The sequence below is a fragment of the Allobosea caraganae genome, from assembly GCF_003351345.1.
Classification (GTDB): domain Bacteria; phylum Pseudomonadota; class Alphaproteobacteria; order Rhizobiales; family Beijerinckiaceae; genus Allobosea; species Allobosea caraganae.
Map to the genome: position 1 here is coordinate 425,131 of NZ_QQTO01000037.1, position 15,713 is coordinate 440,843.

Sequence of the window (15,713 nt, forward strand, 5' to 3'; positions counted from 1 at the left end):
CTTCCGGATCGCCCCCATGAAGATCGTCGACATCAAGACCTTCCTGATGCATGCGGGCGCGCCCAGCCTGAAGAGCTGGGCCTCGGACGGCTCGTTCGGAACGCAGCACTTCTCGAAGAACCTGACGGGCAGCCGCAACTGGCTCTTCGTCAAGGTCGTCACCGATGAGGGCATCACCGGCATCGGCGAGTGCTCGGGTTGGCCGCGCGTCATCCGGACCGCGATCGAGGACCTGAAGCCGCTGCTCCTCGGTGAGGACCCGACCCATATCGAGCGTCTCTGGCAGAAGATGCAGATCGCCATCATGGGCCATGGCATGACCGGCGTCGTCGGCGCCGGCGCCATGACCGGCATCGACATGGCGCTCTGGGACATCAAGGGCAAGGCGCTCAACACCCCGGTCTGGAACCTGCTCGGCGGCAAGCTGCGCGACAAGATCCGCATCTACGGCCATGCCAACACGCCGGAGACGGCGCTCTCGCTGAAGCAGCGCGGCATCACCGCGCTCAAATGCGGCGGCGTCTCCGATCCCGTCCGCAAGGTCGCGGCTTTGCGCGAGGCGGTCGGCGCCGAGATGGACATCGCCATCGACCTGCACGGCCCGCCATGGCTGACGCCGGCCGATGCGACGCAGGTCTGCCGCGCGCTCGAGCCCTACCGGATGATGTGGGTCGAGGACCCGATCGCGCCTGATAACCTCGACGGCTACGCCCGCATCCGCGACCACTCCTCGGTGACGCTTGCCGCGGGCGAGCGCATGGCGACGATCTTCGGCGAGCGCGAGCTGATCGAGCGTGACCTGATCGACGTGGTCCAGCCCGACACCGGGCGCGCCGGCGGCATCACCCAGATGAAGAAGATCGCGGCGATGGCGGAGGCGCACCACATCATGCTGGCGCCGCATTCCGGCTCGCTCGGCCCGGTCGCGGAATATGCCGCGCTGCACCTGCTGGCGAGCTGCCCGAACGGGCTCGTCCTCGAGCGCATCGAGGATGACTGGGACGGCCGCGCCAAGACGGTCATCCCGCACCCGGTCTCGCGCGACGGCTATATCGACGTGCCCGACCGCCCCGGCCTCGGCGTCGAGATCGACGAGGACTTCATCGCGCAATGGCCGAGCGAGATGAACGTCTCCATCCCCGTGACGGAAGCCGCCGGCTCCTATGCCGAGGGCAGCTTCCGCGAGCATGTCTACGTGCAGACGCGCTGGAAGCGCGGCGTCTATTTCCCGGAGAATTGAGCCTATGAAGATCGAGCGCCTGCGGGCCTACATGTCGCGCGACAAGGATCGTCCCCGCGTCGTCGTCGCCATCGATACCGACGACGGCCTGACCGGCTGGGGCGAATGCTACAACCACGGCCCCGACAAGGCGCTGCCGCCGCTGCTCGACTACCTGTTCGAGCTCATCCGCGGCGAGGACCCGCGCCGGATCGAGTACCTGATCCTCTACTTGCTCCAGCAGAGCCGCTTCCCGCCGGGCGCGCTCGGGCTGGCGGCGATCTCGGCGATCGACCATTGCCTCTGGGACATCTCGGCCAAGGCGCTCGGCGTGCCCGTCTACATGCTGCTCGGCGGCCAGGTGCGCGACAAGGTGCGCGTCTATGCCGGCGTCTACACCGCGCCCGACCCGGAGATCGCGCGCGACCAGCTCAACGCGCTGAACGAGCAATGGGGCCTGACGGCGTTCAAGCTCAGCCCCTACCGCATCGACATGCACGCCCATCGCTGGGGCGAGGTCGTGCGCACCAGCGCCGAGTATTTCCGCAGCCTGCGCGAGACCGTGCGCTCGGATTACGAGATCGCCTTCGACGCGCATGCCAAGATCTTCGAGCCGAGGCTGGCGATGCAGCTCGGCAACGCGCTCGCCCCCTACGACCCGCTCTTCTTCGAGGAGCCGATCCGGCCGGAGAACATCGAGGCCTGGGGCGATCTCAACCGCGGGCTGACCTGCACGCTGGCGACGGGTGAATCCCTCTACAGCCGCTTCGAGTTCCTGCGCCTGCTCTCGGTCAAGGGTTGCGACATCATCCAGCCCGATATCTGCGTCGTCGGCGGCCTGCTGGAGATGCGCAAGATCGCGGCGATCGCCGAGGCGCATTACGTCACGGTCGCCCCCCACAACCCGATGGGGCCGCTGGCCACCGCGGTGAACCTGCATTTCTCCGCGGCGCAGCCTAACTTCAAGATCCTCGAATACCGGCTGCCGCACGGCCCGAACTACGCCTTCGGCGACGGCAGCAGCAGTGCCAACGCCCAGCCCGACCGCTCGCAGGGCGCCTGGTACGTCAAGGACCCCTATCTGCCCAAGGACGGCTATCTCGAATTGCGGCCGGACCGTCCGGGCTGGGGCGTCGAGATGGACATGGATGTGCTCGCCAAGGAGGACTACGTCCACTGGCAGCGCAAGGTGCCGCGCCGCCCGGACGGCTCGACCGCCTACGCCTGAGGCCAGCCAGATCACCGGGAGAGCTTTCGGCCCTGCCCCGCACCGGCAGGCCGAGGGCTGTCGCGGCCCGACATGGGACCGGCGCCGCGGTCAGCGTCCGCGCCAAGCTGCGAGCACCTCGATGACACCGGCGCGGCGTGTAACGATGCGCGAAAGCGCAGACGAAGATCGGCGCATGACTTGTCTTGCCGCAGCTGAATATTGGCAGAAATTGGATCATGCCCGGCCGATAAAAACCCAATGCTGGCATGCGAAAGGTGCTAGCGTCGTTCACGGGAGTTTTCTCTTCCGGTTGTGAAAGATAAATCCCATGAAAATCCCAGCAGAACTGAAGCCGGCCGCCTGGGGCGCCGTCGGCGGCGCCGTTGCACTTGCAGTCATCGGGTTCAGCTGGGGCGGCTGGGTCACCCAGAGCACGGCAGAACGCGACGGCAGAACGCGCGCGGATGCTGCCGTCGTCGCCGCCCTCTCGCCGATCTGCGTGGTCAAGTTCCAGCAGCAGGCCGACGCGACCCAACAGCTCGCCGAGTTCAAGAAGATCGGCTCGTGGCAACAGGGCGATTTCATCGCGAAGGGCGGCTGGGCGACGATGCCGGGCAGCGCCTCGCCGGCCTCGGACGTCGCCAAGGCCTGTGCCGTCACGCTAGCTCTCAACAAGAGCTGATTGCGCAGAAACCTCTCCGTCATCCCGGACAAGCCGCATAGCGGCGCAGCTCCGGGATCCATCGTAAGGCTCAGAGCTCTACGATGGATCCCGGAGTTCCGCTGCGCTCCATCCGGGATGACGGCGCTTATTTCTGACAAATCGACGGGAGTTCCAACGCCTCCGGCGCATCTGCGTCTGCCACGGCCCCACGGCTTGGTGAAAGCAGGCCGGTTCCCAAGGAAGCCGGGCAAGCCCGGTCAGCCGTCAAGGGCCTTCAACAACGCGGCAATCTTGATCGTCGCAAAATTGCAGAACGTGTCGGAGACCGCATAGGGCAGGACGATCTGGTCGTTATGCCGGATGGCGCCGCAGGTGTAGACGACGTTGGGCACATAGCCTTCGCGCTCGGACTGGTCGGGCCGAACCAGGGGCTCGCGCGAGCGCGCCAGCACCTTCGACGGATCGGCCTTGTCGAGCAGCACGCCCCCGATCGTGTACTTGCGGACGGGGCCGACGCCATGGGTGAGCAGAAGCCAGCCCTCGTCGAGCTCGATCGGCGAGCCGCAATTGCCGATCTGGACGAACTCCCAGGGAAATTTCGGCTTCAGGATCGCGACGCCGCGCTCCCATGAGTAGAGGTCGTCCGAATAGAGCAGGTAGACGTTCTCGTTGTCCTGCCGGCCGATCATCGCGTATTTGCCGTCGAGCTTGCGCGGGAACAGCGCCATGCCCTTGTTCTGCGCGGCGGCTCCTGTCAGCGGCGACATCCGGAACGAGATGAAGTCGCGGGTTTCGATCAGCTCGGACCTGATCGCCTTGCCGCTATAGGCGGTATAGGTCGCGTAGAAGAGCTTTTGCCCGCCATCTTCGAATTCGACGAAGCGGGCATCCTCGATGCCGTTCGACTGCGAGGCCGTGATGGGGAAGATCACCCGCTCGCTGATGTCCTCGTCCGGCGCGAAGGCGACGTCGATCGTCTCTCCCTCCGGGCCGGGTATGCGGTTCAGCACCTTCGGAATCGAGGCGAGGCGGGCCGTCGGGTCGATGGTGACGCTGCCATTGGCTGCGATGACGCCGGAGCGGAACGTCAGCGACGAGACATGCCCCTCGCCCACGCCGCGCAGGCTCAGGATGAAGCGGTGCCCGCCTTCGGGCGCGCCCGACTGATCGGGATGCGAGACGATGCTGGGATTGAAGAGGGCGGCCGCCTCGAAGGAGTATTCATGCAGGAAGTAGGCGCCGATGAGCTGCCTTTGCGTCGTGGTGAAATCGACATGTGCCGTAAAGGCGTCCTCCATGTCGCCGGCGCGCGTCTCGAATGTCGCGAGCAGGTTGCGGTGGCGCCCCTGGAAATTCTCGAGCACGTCGCGCAATTGAGCGGTCGCCGCCTCGGGATCGAGCGCCAGGACCCGGTCGACGATGTGGTTCGCCCGCGACTTCTCGGTGGCGTTGAGATCGCGCGGCTCGATCGCCGGCTTGAACGGTCGCACGACCACCCGTGCCGGGTCGGGCCGGAGGAAAAGCGCCTGCCGGTTCAGGAATGTAGCTTGTGACAAGGTAGCCTCGGCCTGTTCGAGCATCGGCAAGGCCGGAGCGGCCCGCCATGGGAGCATGCTCTCGACGTGTGAATTAAAGAGCGCTCAGGACGCGAAGCGGCACCGGCCGCGTGCGATCCAAGCTGGCGCGGGCGAGCTGGCGAATCTCGGCCAGGCTGAGAAGGTAGGACACGACGGATTCGCCGCCCCGGTTCTCGTTGGCGCGGTCGCGGTGGAGCCCGTCGCGGCAGCTCCCGGTCTCCAGGTCGACGAGCGGCACCGAAAGGTCGTTCTCGCCCAGGAACCAGCCGAAGGCGCGCGCGGCCTCAGCCTTCCACGCGCCGTCGCCATCCGCGCGCCAGGCCGCGAGGCAGGCCGAGATCGACGCCGTCGCCTCCAGGGCCTGCTGATCGAACGGTAGTGGCGGGCGGCGCTTGTCGCCGAAGCTCTCGGTGCCGACCGGCCGGAAGAAGCCTGCCGGCGTCGTCTGCAGCACCGTCAGCCAGCGCAGCGACCTCAAGCCGGCCTCGACATAGCCCGCGGTTCCGGTCGAGAGACCGGTCACGAGCAGCGCCTGGGGCAGGCGCGCATTGTCATAGGCGAGCCCGTCCTCGAACCAGACCCAGTCCTTGGTCTCGACCGTCGCGAGCATGGCCGTCAACCTGTCGGCCAGGACTTGCCGGAGCTGCAAGGTCGCGCAATCCGCCTCGGTGACCGAGCAGTAGGCATCGAGCCCGAGCAGGGCGAAGGCCCAGGCGCGCGGCGAGTGGAAGCCTTCGACGATGGGCAGCGCCTCTGCGAACAGCGCGCTGGCCCAGCGCCGCCGCGACGGGCTGACATCGCTGCGGGCGCATTCTCCGAGAGCCCAGAGCGTCCGGCCATGGCTGTCCTCCGAGCCTTTATCCTCGAGCCAGCGCCGGTCGAAGCTCATGAAGTTGCGGAACTGCCGCAGGTCGGGATTCCAGGCGTGCTGGACGAAGGCGGCGAAGCGGGAGGTCAGGGCCTCGGACAGGCGCTGCTCGCCGGGAGTGTTGAGGGCGCAGGCGAGCAGCAGCGCGCGGGCATTGTCGTCGACGCAATAGCCGTGGGAGCGATCCGGCACCGCATGGACCGCGTGCTGGAAAAGCCCGGTATCGTCGCACATGGAGAGCAGATGCTCGATCCGCATCTCCGGCGGCTTGCGGACGTCGCGCGCGAATTCGCCCTTGTCGGCCCGCGGGATCACCTTGAGGCGATAGGCGCGCGTGGTCGCCTCGAACACGGCAAGGTAGCGCTCGGCGATGCGCTCCCACGTCATCGACCGGCTGTCGGCATAGGCGCGCTCGCGCATGGCCTGCCGGCGGGTGTCGTCGGTCAGCAATCCGGCGATCGCATCGCCGATGGCCGGGGAATCGCCGAAGGGAACGAGGATGCCGCGGCCGCCGGCCAAAAGCTCCCGCGCGTGCCAGTAGGGCGTCGAGACGACCGCCTTCCCGAGCCCGAAGCTGTAGGCCAGCGTGCCCGAGGTCATCTGCGCCTCGTTGAGATAGGGCGTGACGTAGACGTCGCACATCGAGATGAAGTCGAGCAGCGTCGGCTGGTCGACGAACTGGTCGAGGAACACGACGTGATCCTCGACGCCGAGGTCCCGCACGCGCGCCACCAGGCTCTCGCGATAGGCCTCGCCCTGCTCCCGGACGAGGTTGGGATGCGTCGCGCCGAGCACGACATAGACGGCGTCGGGCCGGCTCTTCAGGATCGACGGCATGGCGTCGATCATCACCTCGATGCCCTTGTTCGGCGAGAGCAGGCCGAATGTCAGGATGACCGACCTGCCGCTGAAGCCGAACTTGGCCTTGGCCGCGTCCGGCGCCGCGAAGGCGAAGTCCGGAATGCCATGCGGGATGACCTCGATCTTGTCGGCCGGAACCCGGTAGACCGTGCGCAGCAGCACCCGGCCCTTCTCGGTCATGACGACGACCCGCGAGGAGGCCTCGACGATCGCGTCCATGACGCGGCGCTGCGCCGGCGTCGGCTCGGCCAGCACCGTATGGAGCGTGGTGATGACGGGTATGGTCAGGCGCGACAACAGCGCCATGAGGTGGCTGCCTGCCTCGCCGCCGAAAATCCCGAACTCGTGCTGAAGGGAGACGGCGTCGAACCGCCCGGCATTCAGGAACTCCGCAGCCTCGACATAGTCGCCGATCCGATCGTCATCGACCTGGAAATGGACTGCAGGCGGGTAATCATAGGCGTGGCCATGGTCGTTCATCGCCACGATCGAGGTCTCGACGCCTCCAGTCGCGGCGGCGATCGCACCCGAGCCAGAGATCGCGCCGGTGGCGGAGATTGCGCCCGAGGCTGCGATCGCCTGCTGCAGGTCGGTCGTGAAGGTCGCGATCCCGCAGCGGCGCGGCAGCGAGTTTCCGATGAAGGCTATCCGGTGAAGTCGGCTCATGGTCGCGCCTCCGTTGAGCGAGGTCGCGAGCCCGCCGTTGCTGTTTGGGGATCAGGCTGCCGCGAAGAATGCGGAAGCGGGGAATGCAGCTCCTGTCCATCGCGCTGATGCAGGAGGCTGTGGCTGGGCTCCGTGGCGCGATAGGCGACGAGCGCCGTGAGCCCCCCGCGCCCGGCCCTGATCGCGGCATGCTCGGCATCCAGGTAGATCGCTTCGCCGACGAAGGCGTTCATCTGCCCGACCCGCGCATCGCCCGCGATGACGAGGAGCCAGGTCTCGTGCTCGGCATGGAGCTCCCAATGCGATTGCGCCGGCAGCTCGATCCGTTCGAGGACGAAATACGGGCTGGCGACGAGCAGGGCCCTGGCATTCGTCAGGCGCTTCGCTGCCACCTGGCGCTCGGCCGGGCCCGCATCGGCGACGGCCACCGCATTGTCGATATGGAGCTCGCGCTGCCGGCCGTAGTCGAAGAGGCGGAAGGTCGCGTCGCTGCTCTGCTGGATCTCGGCGATGACCAGCCCCGGGCCGATGGCGTGGATGGTGCCGGCTGGCACGAAGACGACCTCGTCCTTCCGGACGGGATGCCACTGGACCAGCTCGGCGATCGAGCCGTCGGCGATGGCGCTGCGCAGCTCGGGCGCGGTGAGCTGCCGCTTCAGCCCGATGGCGACCTCGGCCCCAGGTTCCGCGGACAGGATGTACCAGGCCTCGGTCTTGCCGTTCGCCAGCCCGATCGAATGCGCGAAGGCGTCGTCCGGATGGACCTGGATCGACAAGGCCTGCGTCGTGAACAGCAGCTTGAGCAGGAGCGCCGGGGCGGGAGCCCCCGCAGCCCTGCGCTGAAACCAGATCTCGCCGATCGCGGCGCCGTCCGCGGCGATGCCGCTCCAGGGCGCCAGGTCGGTGCTGCCCCAGGGCTTGCGCACGGCCAGCATCGCGGCATGTTCATGCGCCATGAGAACCTCCTGGTTCGCGCCGCTCGGATCGGGGCAACCGGAAGCGGGCGATGGTGCCGTCGCTTGCTGCCCGCCGCCGGAGGCGGTCAATGGCGCCAGTTCCGCGGCGCCTTCGGCAATTCGCCGGTGACGTCCACATGGGCGACGTCGCTCGACCGGGCCAGCTTCTTCTCCGAGAATGTCAGGTCGAGGCGGCGGCCGTCATCGGTCAGGAGCTGAAGGTCCTTGCGGCCGAACACCTCCTTCAGGATGGGGGCTGCGAGCTGAATCTCGCCGCAACTGGTGACGCCGACCGGCTGCCTGAAAAAGCCGTCGAAATCATAGGAGGCGCGGCCGATCTCCTTGCCCCTGGAGGTCAGCATGCCATTCCCCGAAATTCCGCCGAGATAGTACAATTGCCCGATCCTTTGCCTGTGAAAAACGCGAGCTAGGCACGCTCAGCCGCTGTCAACGCAGCCGCCAGCTCGATGAGGCGACAATGCACGACGGCTCAGCCGACAGAGCGGCGCCATGCAATTCGTCAGAAGCATAAGTCTTTGCTGCCCGCCAAACGGCAGAACGTCGATATCGCATTTTCAGGCAAGGAAATCGATCGGCGTCATGCGCAGAAATTGCGCAATTATCGGATCAAAAAACCATTCATCGACTACGTCAATATGAGGGCACGTGTGGTATAATACAAGAATTATTCGACGTTTTATTTTCGAAAACATTCGCAGATGCCGCGAATAACATCAGTCGATGACCGAGCGATACAGCTGCTGATACCGATCGGCCATGTGCTCGACCGTGAAGCGCGCGGCAACCGCCGCCCGGCAGGCGGCGCGATCGATCTCGCCGAGACGGCCGATCGCATCGACGGCTTCGTCGGGGGTGTCGACCAGGAACCCGGTCACGCCGTGCTCGATCAGCTCGGGCATCGAGCCGCGCCGGGAGGCGATGACCGGCGTGCCGCAGGCGAGCGCCTCCACGACCGACAATCCGAACGGCTCCTCGAAATTGACGAGGTGGAGCAGCGCGCGGGCCGAGCCCAGGGCCCGCGTGCGAGCCTCGCCGCCGACCGGCCCCCGATAGATCACGGACCGCCCATCGAGCGCCGGCGCGACATGCGCGTCGTAATAGTCCCGGTCCTGCACGATGCCGGCCATGACCAGCCGCCGCCCCGCCCGGCGGGCCGCCGCGATCGCTTCAGCCGCCCCCTTGTCGGGATGGATGCGGCCGAAGAAGAGCAGGTCGTCGCTGCCCTCGGGGTCGAAGGGGAAGTCTTCCAGACGGATGCCGTGATGGATCGTCGCCGCATAGCGCAGGTCCGGGTGCCGGTCGGCCGCGCTGATCGCGACATAGTGGACGCGATCCTCATAGGCCTTGAAGGCGGGCAGGATGCGATCCGAGGAGAAGCCGTGGATCGTCGTCACCATCGGCGTCGCGACCAGCCGTGAGAAGGCGAGCGGTACGAAATCGGCCTGGTTGTGGATGAGGTCGAACTCGCCGGCGCGCTCGAAGACATGCGCCACATGCAGCATCTCCCAGACCTTGGCGTCGATCGTGGAATCCTCGGAATAGGCGGCCGGGCATACCCCTGCGAGCTTGCCCGACGTCAGGCTGTCCTTCGTTGCGAACAGGGTGACGTCGACGCCGCGCGCGACCAGCGCCTCGGTCAGCAGGCTCGTCACCAGCTCCCATGGACCGTAATGGCGCGGCGGCGTGCGCCACGAGATCGGCGCCAGCATGGCGATGCGCAAGCGATCATCCTTTTCGTATTTCAGTCATTCGGACGCGAGGATCACGCCCTCATTCGGGCGCAGCAGCAGGGCGCGGCCCTCGATCTGCGTGGGACCGGGAATGGTGGAGAGAAGCAGCCGGCAGGCGCCGGCCCAGCCCGGCAAATCGAGATGATGCGCCAATGCGCCGAGATTGAGCGCCACGATCAGCCGCTGCGCCCCCTGCCGGCGCTCATAGGCAAGCACATCGCCCTCAGAGTCCAGCAGCGCGAAATCGCCGATCGCCAGTGCCGGATGTTCGCGCCGGGCGGCCAGCAATTGGCGATGCAGCGTCAGAATGGAAGCCGGGTCTTCCGCCATCACAGCGACATTGCGTAGAGCCCAGTCCTCATGAAGCGGCAGCCAGGGCCGGGCCGTGCTGAAGCCGGCATTCGCGCTCGCATCCCATGGCATCGGCGTGCGGACGGGATCGCGGCCCAGGCCGAGTCCGGGCTCGCGCAGCTCGCGCGGATCTCGGACCTGCTCGGGCGGGATGGCGACGTCGCTCAGGCCGAGCTCGTCGCCGTAATAGAGCGTGGGCGTGCCGCGCAGCGTCAGCAGCAGCATCGCGGCGACGCGAGCCTGCGCCTGCCCGCGCTTGGCGGCGACGCGCGGCCGGTCATGATTGCCGAGCACCCAGTTCGGCCAGCCGCCCGGCGGCAGAGCCGCCTCGTAATCGGCGATGAGCCGGGCCAGCGCCGGTGCCTCCCACGGAGCGTCGATCAGCTGGAAGTTGAACGGAAGCTGCACCTCGGCCCGCTCGCCGCCATAATACTGCATCAGCCGCTCGACCGGCAGGTAGATCTCGCCGATCAGCACGCCCTCGCCCTTGGCGCCGTAGCTGTCGGCGATGTCGCGCATGGCGGCGGCGAGCGCGTGCACTTCGGGCTGGTCGGTCGAATGGAGCTGGAGCACGCGGTGCATCTCGGCCATCCCGGGCTGCCAGGCCGGGTTCAGCGGATTGTCCGGAAAGCCCGCCGCCTTGACCATGTGCCAGAGCACGTCGATGCGGAAGCCATCGACGCCGCGGTCGAACCAGAAGCGCAAGACGTCGTACATCGCCGCCTGCACCGCCGGATTGCGCCAGTTGAGGTCCGGCTGCTCCTTCAGGAAGGCGTGGTAGTAGTATTGGCCGGTGGCCTCGTCCCATTCCCAGGCCGGGCCGCCGAAATCGCTGATCCAGTTATTGGGCGGCCCGCCATCGCCAGCGGGATCGCGCCAGAGATACCAGTCCCGCCTCGGGTTGGCGCGCGAGGCCCGGCTTTCGGCGAACCAGGGATGCCGGTCGGAGGTGTGGTTGGGCACGAAGTCGAGCACGACCCTGAGCCCACGCGCATGCGCTTGCGCCAGCAGCTCGTCGAAATCGGCAAGCGTGCCGAAGCGCGGGTCGACATCGCAATAATCGGCGACGTCATAGCCGAAATCGGCCATGGGCGAGGGAAAGATCGGCGAGATCCAGATCGCGTCGATGCCGAGGGCGGCGAGATAGTCGAGCCGCCGCGTGATCCCGTTGAGGTCGCCGATGCCGTCCCCGTCCGAATCCTGGAAGGAGCGCGGATAGACCTGATAGATCGTGCCCGTCTGCCACCAGGGCGCGGTCATGCCGGCACCGCCCGGCCAGCCTCGGCGCACAGGCGCAGATAGCGCGCCAAAGCCGGGCCCGGCTCCTCGCGGCGATGCAGGACGGCAACCTGCGAGCGCTGATCCGAGTTCAGCCGCCGATAGGTCACGCCGGGCAGGGCCAGCCGGCTGACCGGGCTCGGCACCAGCGCCACGCCCTGGCCCGCTGCGACGAGGCTCATCATCGCCGCGAAATGGCGGGAGCGCGAGACGATGCGCGGCTCGAACCCCGCGTCCCGGCAGATTTGCAGCTGCGTCTGGAAGAAGCCCAGCCCCTCGCGCAGCGTCGTGGCGAGGAAGGCGTCCTCCGCGAGCTCCTCCGGCTCGACGAGCTCGCGCTCCGCGAGCCTGTGGCCGGAGGGCAGCGCAACGAGCACGCTCTCCCGGCAGATCGGCAGCACCGCCATCTCCGCCGCCCGCTCGCCGGCCGGCAAGCGCAAAAAGGCGACGTCGAGCCGCCCGTCCGCGAGCTGGTCGAGCTGGCTCTCGAACTCGAGGTCGTGAAGGTTCAAGACGACGTCCGGGGCTTCGCGCCTGAGCGCGATGACCGAGCGGGCGAGCACGCCGGAATAGTCGACCGATCCGACATGGGCGACCTCGATCTGCCCGACCTCGCCGCGGCGAGCCCGCTCGGCCACCAGCCGGGCCCGTTCGGCTTGCGCGAGGAGCTGCCTGACCTCGACGAGGAACAGGCGCCCGACTGCCGTCAGCTTCACATGCCGCCGGTCGCGATCGAACAGCAGGACGCCCAGCTCCTTTTCGAGAAGCTGGATCTGCTGGCTCAGGGCCGGCTGCGCAATGTGGAGGAGCTCGGCCGCGCGGCTGAAATGCAGCGTCTCGGCAACAGCGGCAAAGTAGCGAAGGCGCTTCAGTTCCATGCCGCGCTCCGGGAGTTCTTATAACGGTTTGATTATAAGAAACCAGAAATCCGATATTGGACACACTCCAGCGTGAAGCGCATCCCTTGATCTGGCCGCGACGTCACTTCGCGCGGCCCAGAACGATCGAGGCCGACCAAAACGGCCCGTATCCCGGGGAGATGAGCGATGAAGATTTTCAGCGTGCTGGCGTGCCTTGCCTTTGGCCTCGTCGCGGGGCCCGCCACGGCAGCCGAGACGTTTCCGGCGCGGCCGATCAAGATCATCGTGGCGTTCGCGGCCGGCGCGATCAACGACACCGTCGCGCGGCTCGTCGCCGAGCAATTGCAAAAGACCTTTACGCACGGCGTCATCATCGAGAACCGGCCGGGCGCCGGCGGCATGACCGGCACCGACTTCGTGGCGAAAGCACCGCCCGACGGCTACACGCTCCTGCTCGGCAACGACGACGCGCTCTGCGTCCTGCCGGCGGTGAAGCCGTCGTCGCTGCCCTATGATGCGGCGAAGGACTTCACGCCGCTCTTCGGGTTCGCCATCTCCCCGTTCGCGATCGCCGTCCGCGAGGGGCTGGCCGCAAAGGACTTCGCGGGCTTCCTGCAGCAGGCCAAGGCGAACCCGCAGGACATAAAATACGCCTCGACGGGAGCCGGCGGCGTCGTTCACGTCGCCACCGCGCTGCTGGAGGATCTCGCCGGCATCCGCCTTTCGCACGTTCCCTATCGCGGCATGGCGCCGGCGGTTGGCGATGTCGTCGGCGGCCATGTCGACATGGTCCTGGTCAGCCCGGCCACGATCGCGCCCTATGTCCAGTCCGGCAAGGTCCGCATGCTGGTCATCGCCTCCGAGACCCGCCACCCCGATCTGCCGCAGGTGCCGACCTCGGCGGAACTCGGCTTCCCCGACTTCCTCGTCCGCGCCACGTTCGGCATCCTCGCTCCCCGCGGCCTTGCCCCGGAAGTGGCCCAGCGCCTCGAGGCCGAATTGGCCAAGGTCGGCGCCGACCCCGCCTTCAGGAAGCGCCTGACCGAACTCGGCATCACCGCGACGGCCCTGTCGTCGGAAGCCTACGGCAAGCGCATCTCCGACGAGCGCACGCGCTGGACCGCGCTCGCCAAGCGCGTCAACCTGGATCTGAATAAATGACTGTTCTCGACCGCACCGCCACGAGCTCGCTCGTCCGCCGCCACACTTTCACGCGCGCCGGCGTGACGATCGAGGTGCTGGACCAGGGCGAAGGCCCGGCGGTGTTCGTTCTGCCGTCGCTGGGGCGCGGAGCCGAAGACTACGATGCGTTCGCAGGGCTCCTGGCCGATCGCGGCTTGCGGACCCTGCGGCCGCAGCCGCGCGGCATCGGGCTGAGCACCGGTCCGCTGGACGGCCTGACGATGCATGATCTGGCCGGGGACGTCGCGCTCGCGGTCGAGAGCCTCGGCCTGGCGCCGGCGATCATCGCCGGGCACGCCTTCGGCAACTTCGTCGCCCGCATGCTGGCCACGATCAGGCCCGAGCTTGTCGGCGGCGTCGCCATGCTGGCCGGCTCCGCCGGCATGCTGCCGAGCGGCGAGTCCCCTTACGATCCTGAGGTTCTCGCTGCGCTAGCGCGCTGCGGCGATCTTTCGCTCGGTGACGAGACGCGGCTGGAGGCCCTCCGCATCGCCTTCTTCGCACCCGGTAACGACGCCGGCGTCTGGCTCGGCGGCTGGCACCCTCACGTCAAGGCAGCCCAGCGGGTGGCTGAGGCGGCGACGCCGGTCAGCGTCTACTTCGCCGGGGGAGAGGCTCCGATCCTGGAAGTCCAGGCCGCCCGCGATACGATCGCCGCGCCCCGCTTCGCGCATGTGCTGCGCGAGCAGCTTGGCGAGCGCGTCACGACGGTCGTGATCCCCGATGCCGGCCACGCGCTCATTCCCGAGAAGCCCGTGGCCGTAGCCGATGCCCTCGCCGGCTGGATCGTGGCCAGGACCGGCTGACCCCGCGCGCAGGGCGCTCGCCGTCGCCGCATGCGGAGGATGAGGTGCCCTGCCCCTTGGGGCGGGAAGGGGTCGGCTCACGCTTGACGCACCATACGATGAACCGTATCATTTTCTAATGGCTTCACTGGTTGACTGGAATCGGGAGAGGTTTCTGGCGCTCGTTGAAGCCACTAAAATGAAACGGTTCATAATTATTCCGCTTCTGCGAGCCGACCGGAAGGACGCGAACGCCGTTACCGCCCACCGACGGCCCCGATCCTCACCATCTATCTCGCGAAAAACACGACCGATGACCGTTCGAAGTCATCGGCGAAAAATACATCCAGGGAGAGAAACATGCCGACTTGCTTCACACGCCTCGCGGCCGGGGCCGTTTCGCTGCTCGCCATCGGATTATCCGGCACCGCATCAGCGCAGGAGATCGTCATCGGCGCCGTGCTGCCGCTGACCGGGCCCGCCGCTCCGACCGGGATCGAGGAGCAGACCGGCGTCCAGTTCGCGGTCGACGGCATCAACGCCGCAGGCGGCATCCGCGGCCGCAAGGTCAAGGTCATCTACGAGGACAGCCAGGGCAAGCCGGACCAGGGCGTGCTCGCCTTCAACCGGCTCGTCGACCTGCACAGCACGCCGGCCATCGTGACCGCCTTCTCGTCGATCTCGCTCGCCATGGCCCCGCTCGCCACGCGCAAGAAGGTGTTCGTGGTCAATCCGGCCGCGCAGACGAACAAGCTCGCCACCGCCTCGCCCTATCTGGTCAACACCATCCCGCTCGTCGCCGACGAGGTCGCGGTCATGACCAAGTACGCCGTCGCCAAGCTCGGCAAGAAGGCCGCCATCATCTACGAGAACGCCGCCGCCGGCATCGACGCGCGCGACGACTTCAAGAAGGCCTTCGTCGCCGCCGGCGGCGAGATCCTGGCCGACGAGGCCGTCGAGTTCGGCCAGACCAACTTCCGGCCGACGCTGCTCAAGGTCGCCGCCGCCAAGCCCGATTTCGTCTTCATCGGCATCACCGTCGGCGCTCCCACGATGGCCGACCAGGTCGCGCAGGTTCCCGGCTTCCCGATCGCCATCGGCACCACGTTCAACCGGCCGTTCTCCGGCTTCGCCTCCACCGCGGGCTGGTTCCACACCGGCATCAAGTCGGGCATCGCGCCGGAGGCGGAAGCCGAGTTCAACAATCAGTTCGGCACCAAGGAGATGGGCTTCTTCGCGCGCGAATACGCCAACGCCACCCAGATCATCTTCAAGATCATCGACAGCCTGATCGCCAAGAACATTCCCGTCACAGGCGAGAACATCCGCACCGCTCTGTTCGAGATCAAGAACTTCGACTCGCCGACGGCCAAGATCGTGTTCGACTCGAACACGGCCAGGCGCGAGATCGAAGTGCTCAAGCTGGTCCCTCCCGGCCGCGAAGTCGTCGAGACCGGCACGAACTGAGCCCTTGTGACCCAAGAT

At 67.1% G+C, this 15,713-nt stretch carries 13 protein-coding genes; 6 read left to right on the plus strand and 7 right to left on the minus strand.

Translation table 11 applies throughout. From position 1 onward, the window contains the following. Positions 1 to 16: 16 nt before the first annotated feature. The 3 genes from DWF00_RS26475 to DWF00_RS26485 all read left to right on the plus strand — a co-directional run bounded on the left by DWF00_RS26475 (position 17) and on the right by DWF00_RS26485 (position 3,111). Positions 17 to 1,240, plus strand: coding sequence for a mandelate racemase/muconate lactonizing enzyme family protein (locus DWF00_RS26475; protein ID WP_114828210.1), 1,224 nt, complete (start codon positions 17 to 19; stop codon positions 1,238 to 1,240). Positions 1,241 to 1,244: 4 nt separating this feature from the next. Continuing rightward, complete coding sequence (locus tag DWF00_RS26480) at positions 1,245 to 2,447, plus strand: mandelate racemase/muconate lactonizing enzyme family protein (RefSeq protein WP_114828209.1); 1,203 nt, start codon at positions 1,245 to 1,247, stop codon at positions 2,445 to 2,447. A 310-nt stretch (positions 2,448 to 2,757) separates the two neighbouring features. Further along, positions 2,758 to 3,111, plus strand: coding sequence for a hypothetical protein (locus DWF00_RS26485; RefSeq protein ID WP_114828208.1), 354 nt, complete (start codon positions 2,758 to 2,760; stop codon positions 3,109 to 3,111). A 239-nt stretch (positions 3,112 to 3,350) separates the two neighbouring features. Here DWF00_RS26485 and DWF00_RS26490 read toward each other — a convergent pair whose 3' ends face one another. From DWF00_RS26490 to DWF00_RS26520, 7 genes are all read right to left on the minus strand, one after another. Continuing rightward, positions 3,351 to 4,649 (minus strand): glycoside hydrolase family 130 protein, encoded by a 1,299-nt coding sequence (locus tag DWF00_RS26490; RefSeq protein WP_114828459.1) that lies wholly within the window; start codon positions 4,647 to 4,649, stop codon positions 3,351 to 3,353. Positions 4,650 to 4,722: 73 nt separating this feature from the next. Next, entirely contained in the window at positions 4,723 to 7,065 is a 2,343-nt protein-coding gene (locus DWF00_RS26495) for a glycosyltransferase family 4 protein (RefSeq protein ID WP_114828207.1), read from the minus strand. Then, positions 7,062 to 8,021, minus strand: coding sequence for a class I mannose-6-phosphate isomerase (locus DWF00_RS26500; protein WP_114828206.1), 960 nt, complete (start codon positions 8,019 to 8,021; stop codon positions 7,062 to 7,064). The genes DWF00_RS26495 and DWF00_RS26500 overlap by 4 nt, the downstream gene beginning before the upstream one ends. A gap of 86 nt (positions 8,022 to 8,107) precedes the next feature. Continuing rightward, positions 8,108 to 8,383: a hypothetical protein gene (locus DWF00_RS26505; RefSeq protein WP_245974321.1), complete on the minus strand. Its 276-nt coding sequence runs from the start codon at positions 8,381 to 8,383 to the stop codon at positions 8,108 to 8,110. A gap of 372 nt (positions 8,384 to 8,755) precedes the next feature. Beyond that, positions 8,756 to 9,763: a glycosyltransferase family 4 protein gene (locus DWF00_RS26510; protein ID WP_114828204.1), complete on the minus strand. Its 1,008-nt coding sequence runs from the start codon at positions 9,761 to 9,763 to the stop codon at positions 8,756 to 8,758. Between the two features lie 24 nt (positions 9,764 to 9,787). Further along, the gene (locus DWF00_RS26515; protein ID WP_114828458.1) at positions 9,788 to 11,383 is read right to left on the minus strand and encodes an alpha-amylase family glycosyl hydrolase; all 1,596 of its coding nucleotides are present in this window, start codon (positions 11,381 to 11,383) and stop codon (positions 9,788 to 9,790) included. Further along, the gene (locus DWF00_RS26520) at positions 11,380 to 12,279 is read right to left on the minus strand and encodes a LysR substrate-binding domain-containing protein (RefSeq protein ID WP_114828203.1); all 900 of its coding nucleotides are present in this window, start codon (positions 12,277 to 12,279) and stop codon (positions 11,380 to 11,382) included. Before DWF00_RS26520 ends, DWF00_RS26515 begins: the two co-directional genes overlap by 4 nt. Before the next feature lie 168 nt (positions 12,280 to 12,447). Here DWF00_RS26520 and DWF00_RS26525 point away from each other — a divergent pair, with 168 nt between their 5' ends. From DWF00_RS26525 to DWF00_RS26535, 3 genes are all read left to right on the plus strand, one after another. Beyond that, positions 12,448 to 13,422: a Bug family tripartite tricarboxylate transporter substrate binding protein gene (locus DWF00_RS26525; RefSeq protein ID WP_114828202.1), complete on the plus strand. Its 975-nt coding sequence runs from the start codon at positions 12,448 to 12,450 to the stop codon at positions 13,420 to 13,422. After that, positions 13,419 to 14,249: an alpha/beta fold hydrolase gene (locus tag DWF00_RS26530; RefSeq protein ID WP_114828201.1), complete on the plus strand. Its 831-nt coding sequence runs from the start codon at positions 13,419 to 13,421 to the stop codon at positions 14,247 to 14,249. Before DWF00_RS26525 ends, DWF00_RS26530 begins: the two co-directional genes overlap by 4 nt. A 339-nt stretch (positions 14,250 to 14,588) precedes the next feature. After that, the gene (locus DWF00_RS26535; RefSeq protein WP_114828200.1) at positions 14,589 to 15,695 is read left to right on the plus strand and encodes an ABC transporter substrate-binding protein; all 1,107 of its coding nucleotides are present in this window, start codon (positions 14,589 to 14,591) and stop codon (positions 15,693 to 15,695) included. The last annotated feature ends 18 nt before the right edge of the window (positions 15,696 to 15,713 follow it).

Bases quoted from the DNA above. Each gene is read 5' to 3' on its own strand.
- DWF00_RS26475 (WP_114828210.1), top strand. From the start codon at position 17: ATGAAGATCGTCGACATCAAGACCTTCCTGATGCATGCGGGCGCGCCC.
- DWF00_RS26480 (WP_114828209.1), top strand. From the start codon at position 1,245: ATGAAGATCGAGCGCCTGCGGGCCTACATGTCGCGCGACAAGGATCGT.
- DWF00_RS26485 (WP_114828208.1), top strand. From the start codon at position 2,758: ATGAAAATCCCAGCAGAACTGAAGCCGGCCGCCTGGGGCGCCGTCGGC.
- DWF00_RS26495 (WP_114828207.1), bottom strand. From the start codon at position 7,065: ATGAGCCGACTTCACCGGATAGCCTTCATCGGAAACTCGCTGCCGCGC.
- DWF00_RS26500 (WP_114828206.1), bottom strand. From the start codon at position 8,021: ATGGCGCATGAACATGCCGCGATGCTGGCCGTGCGCAAGCCCTGGGGC.
- DWF00_RS26505 (WP_245974321.1), bottom strand. From the start codon at position 8,383: ATGCTGACCTCCAGGGGCAAGGAGATCGGCCGCGCCTCCTATGATTTC.
- DWF00_RS26515 (WP_114828458.1), bottom strand. From the start codon at position 11,383: ATGACCGCGCCCTGGTGGCAGACGGGCACGATCTATCAGGTCTATCCG.
- DWF00_RS26520 (WP_114828203.1), bottom strand. From the start codon at position 12,279: ATGGAACTGAAGCGCCTTCGCTACTTTGCCGCTGTTGCCGAGACGCTG.
- DWF00_RS26525 (WP_114828202.1), top strand. From the start codon at position 12,448: ATGAAGATTTTCAGCGTGCTGGCGTGCCTTGCCTTTGGCCTCGTCGCG.
- DWF00_RS26530 (WP_114828201.1), top strand. From the start codon at position 13,419: ATGACTGTTCTCGACCGCACCGCCACGAGCTCGCTCGTCCGCCGCCAC.
- DWF00_RS26535 (WP_114828200.1), top strand. From the start codon at position 14,589: ATGCCGACTTGCTTCACACGCCTCGCGGCCGGGGCCGTTTCGCTGCTC.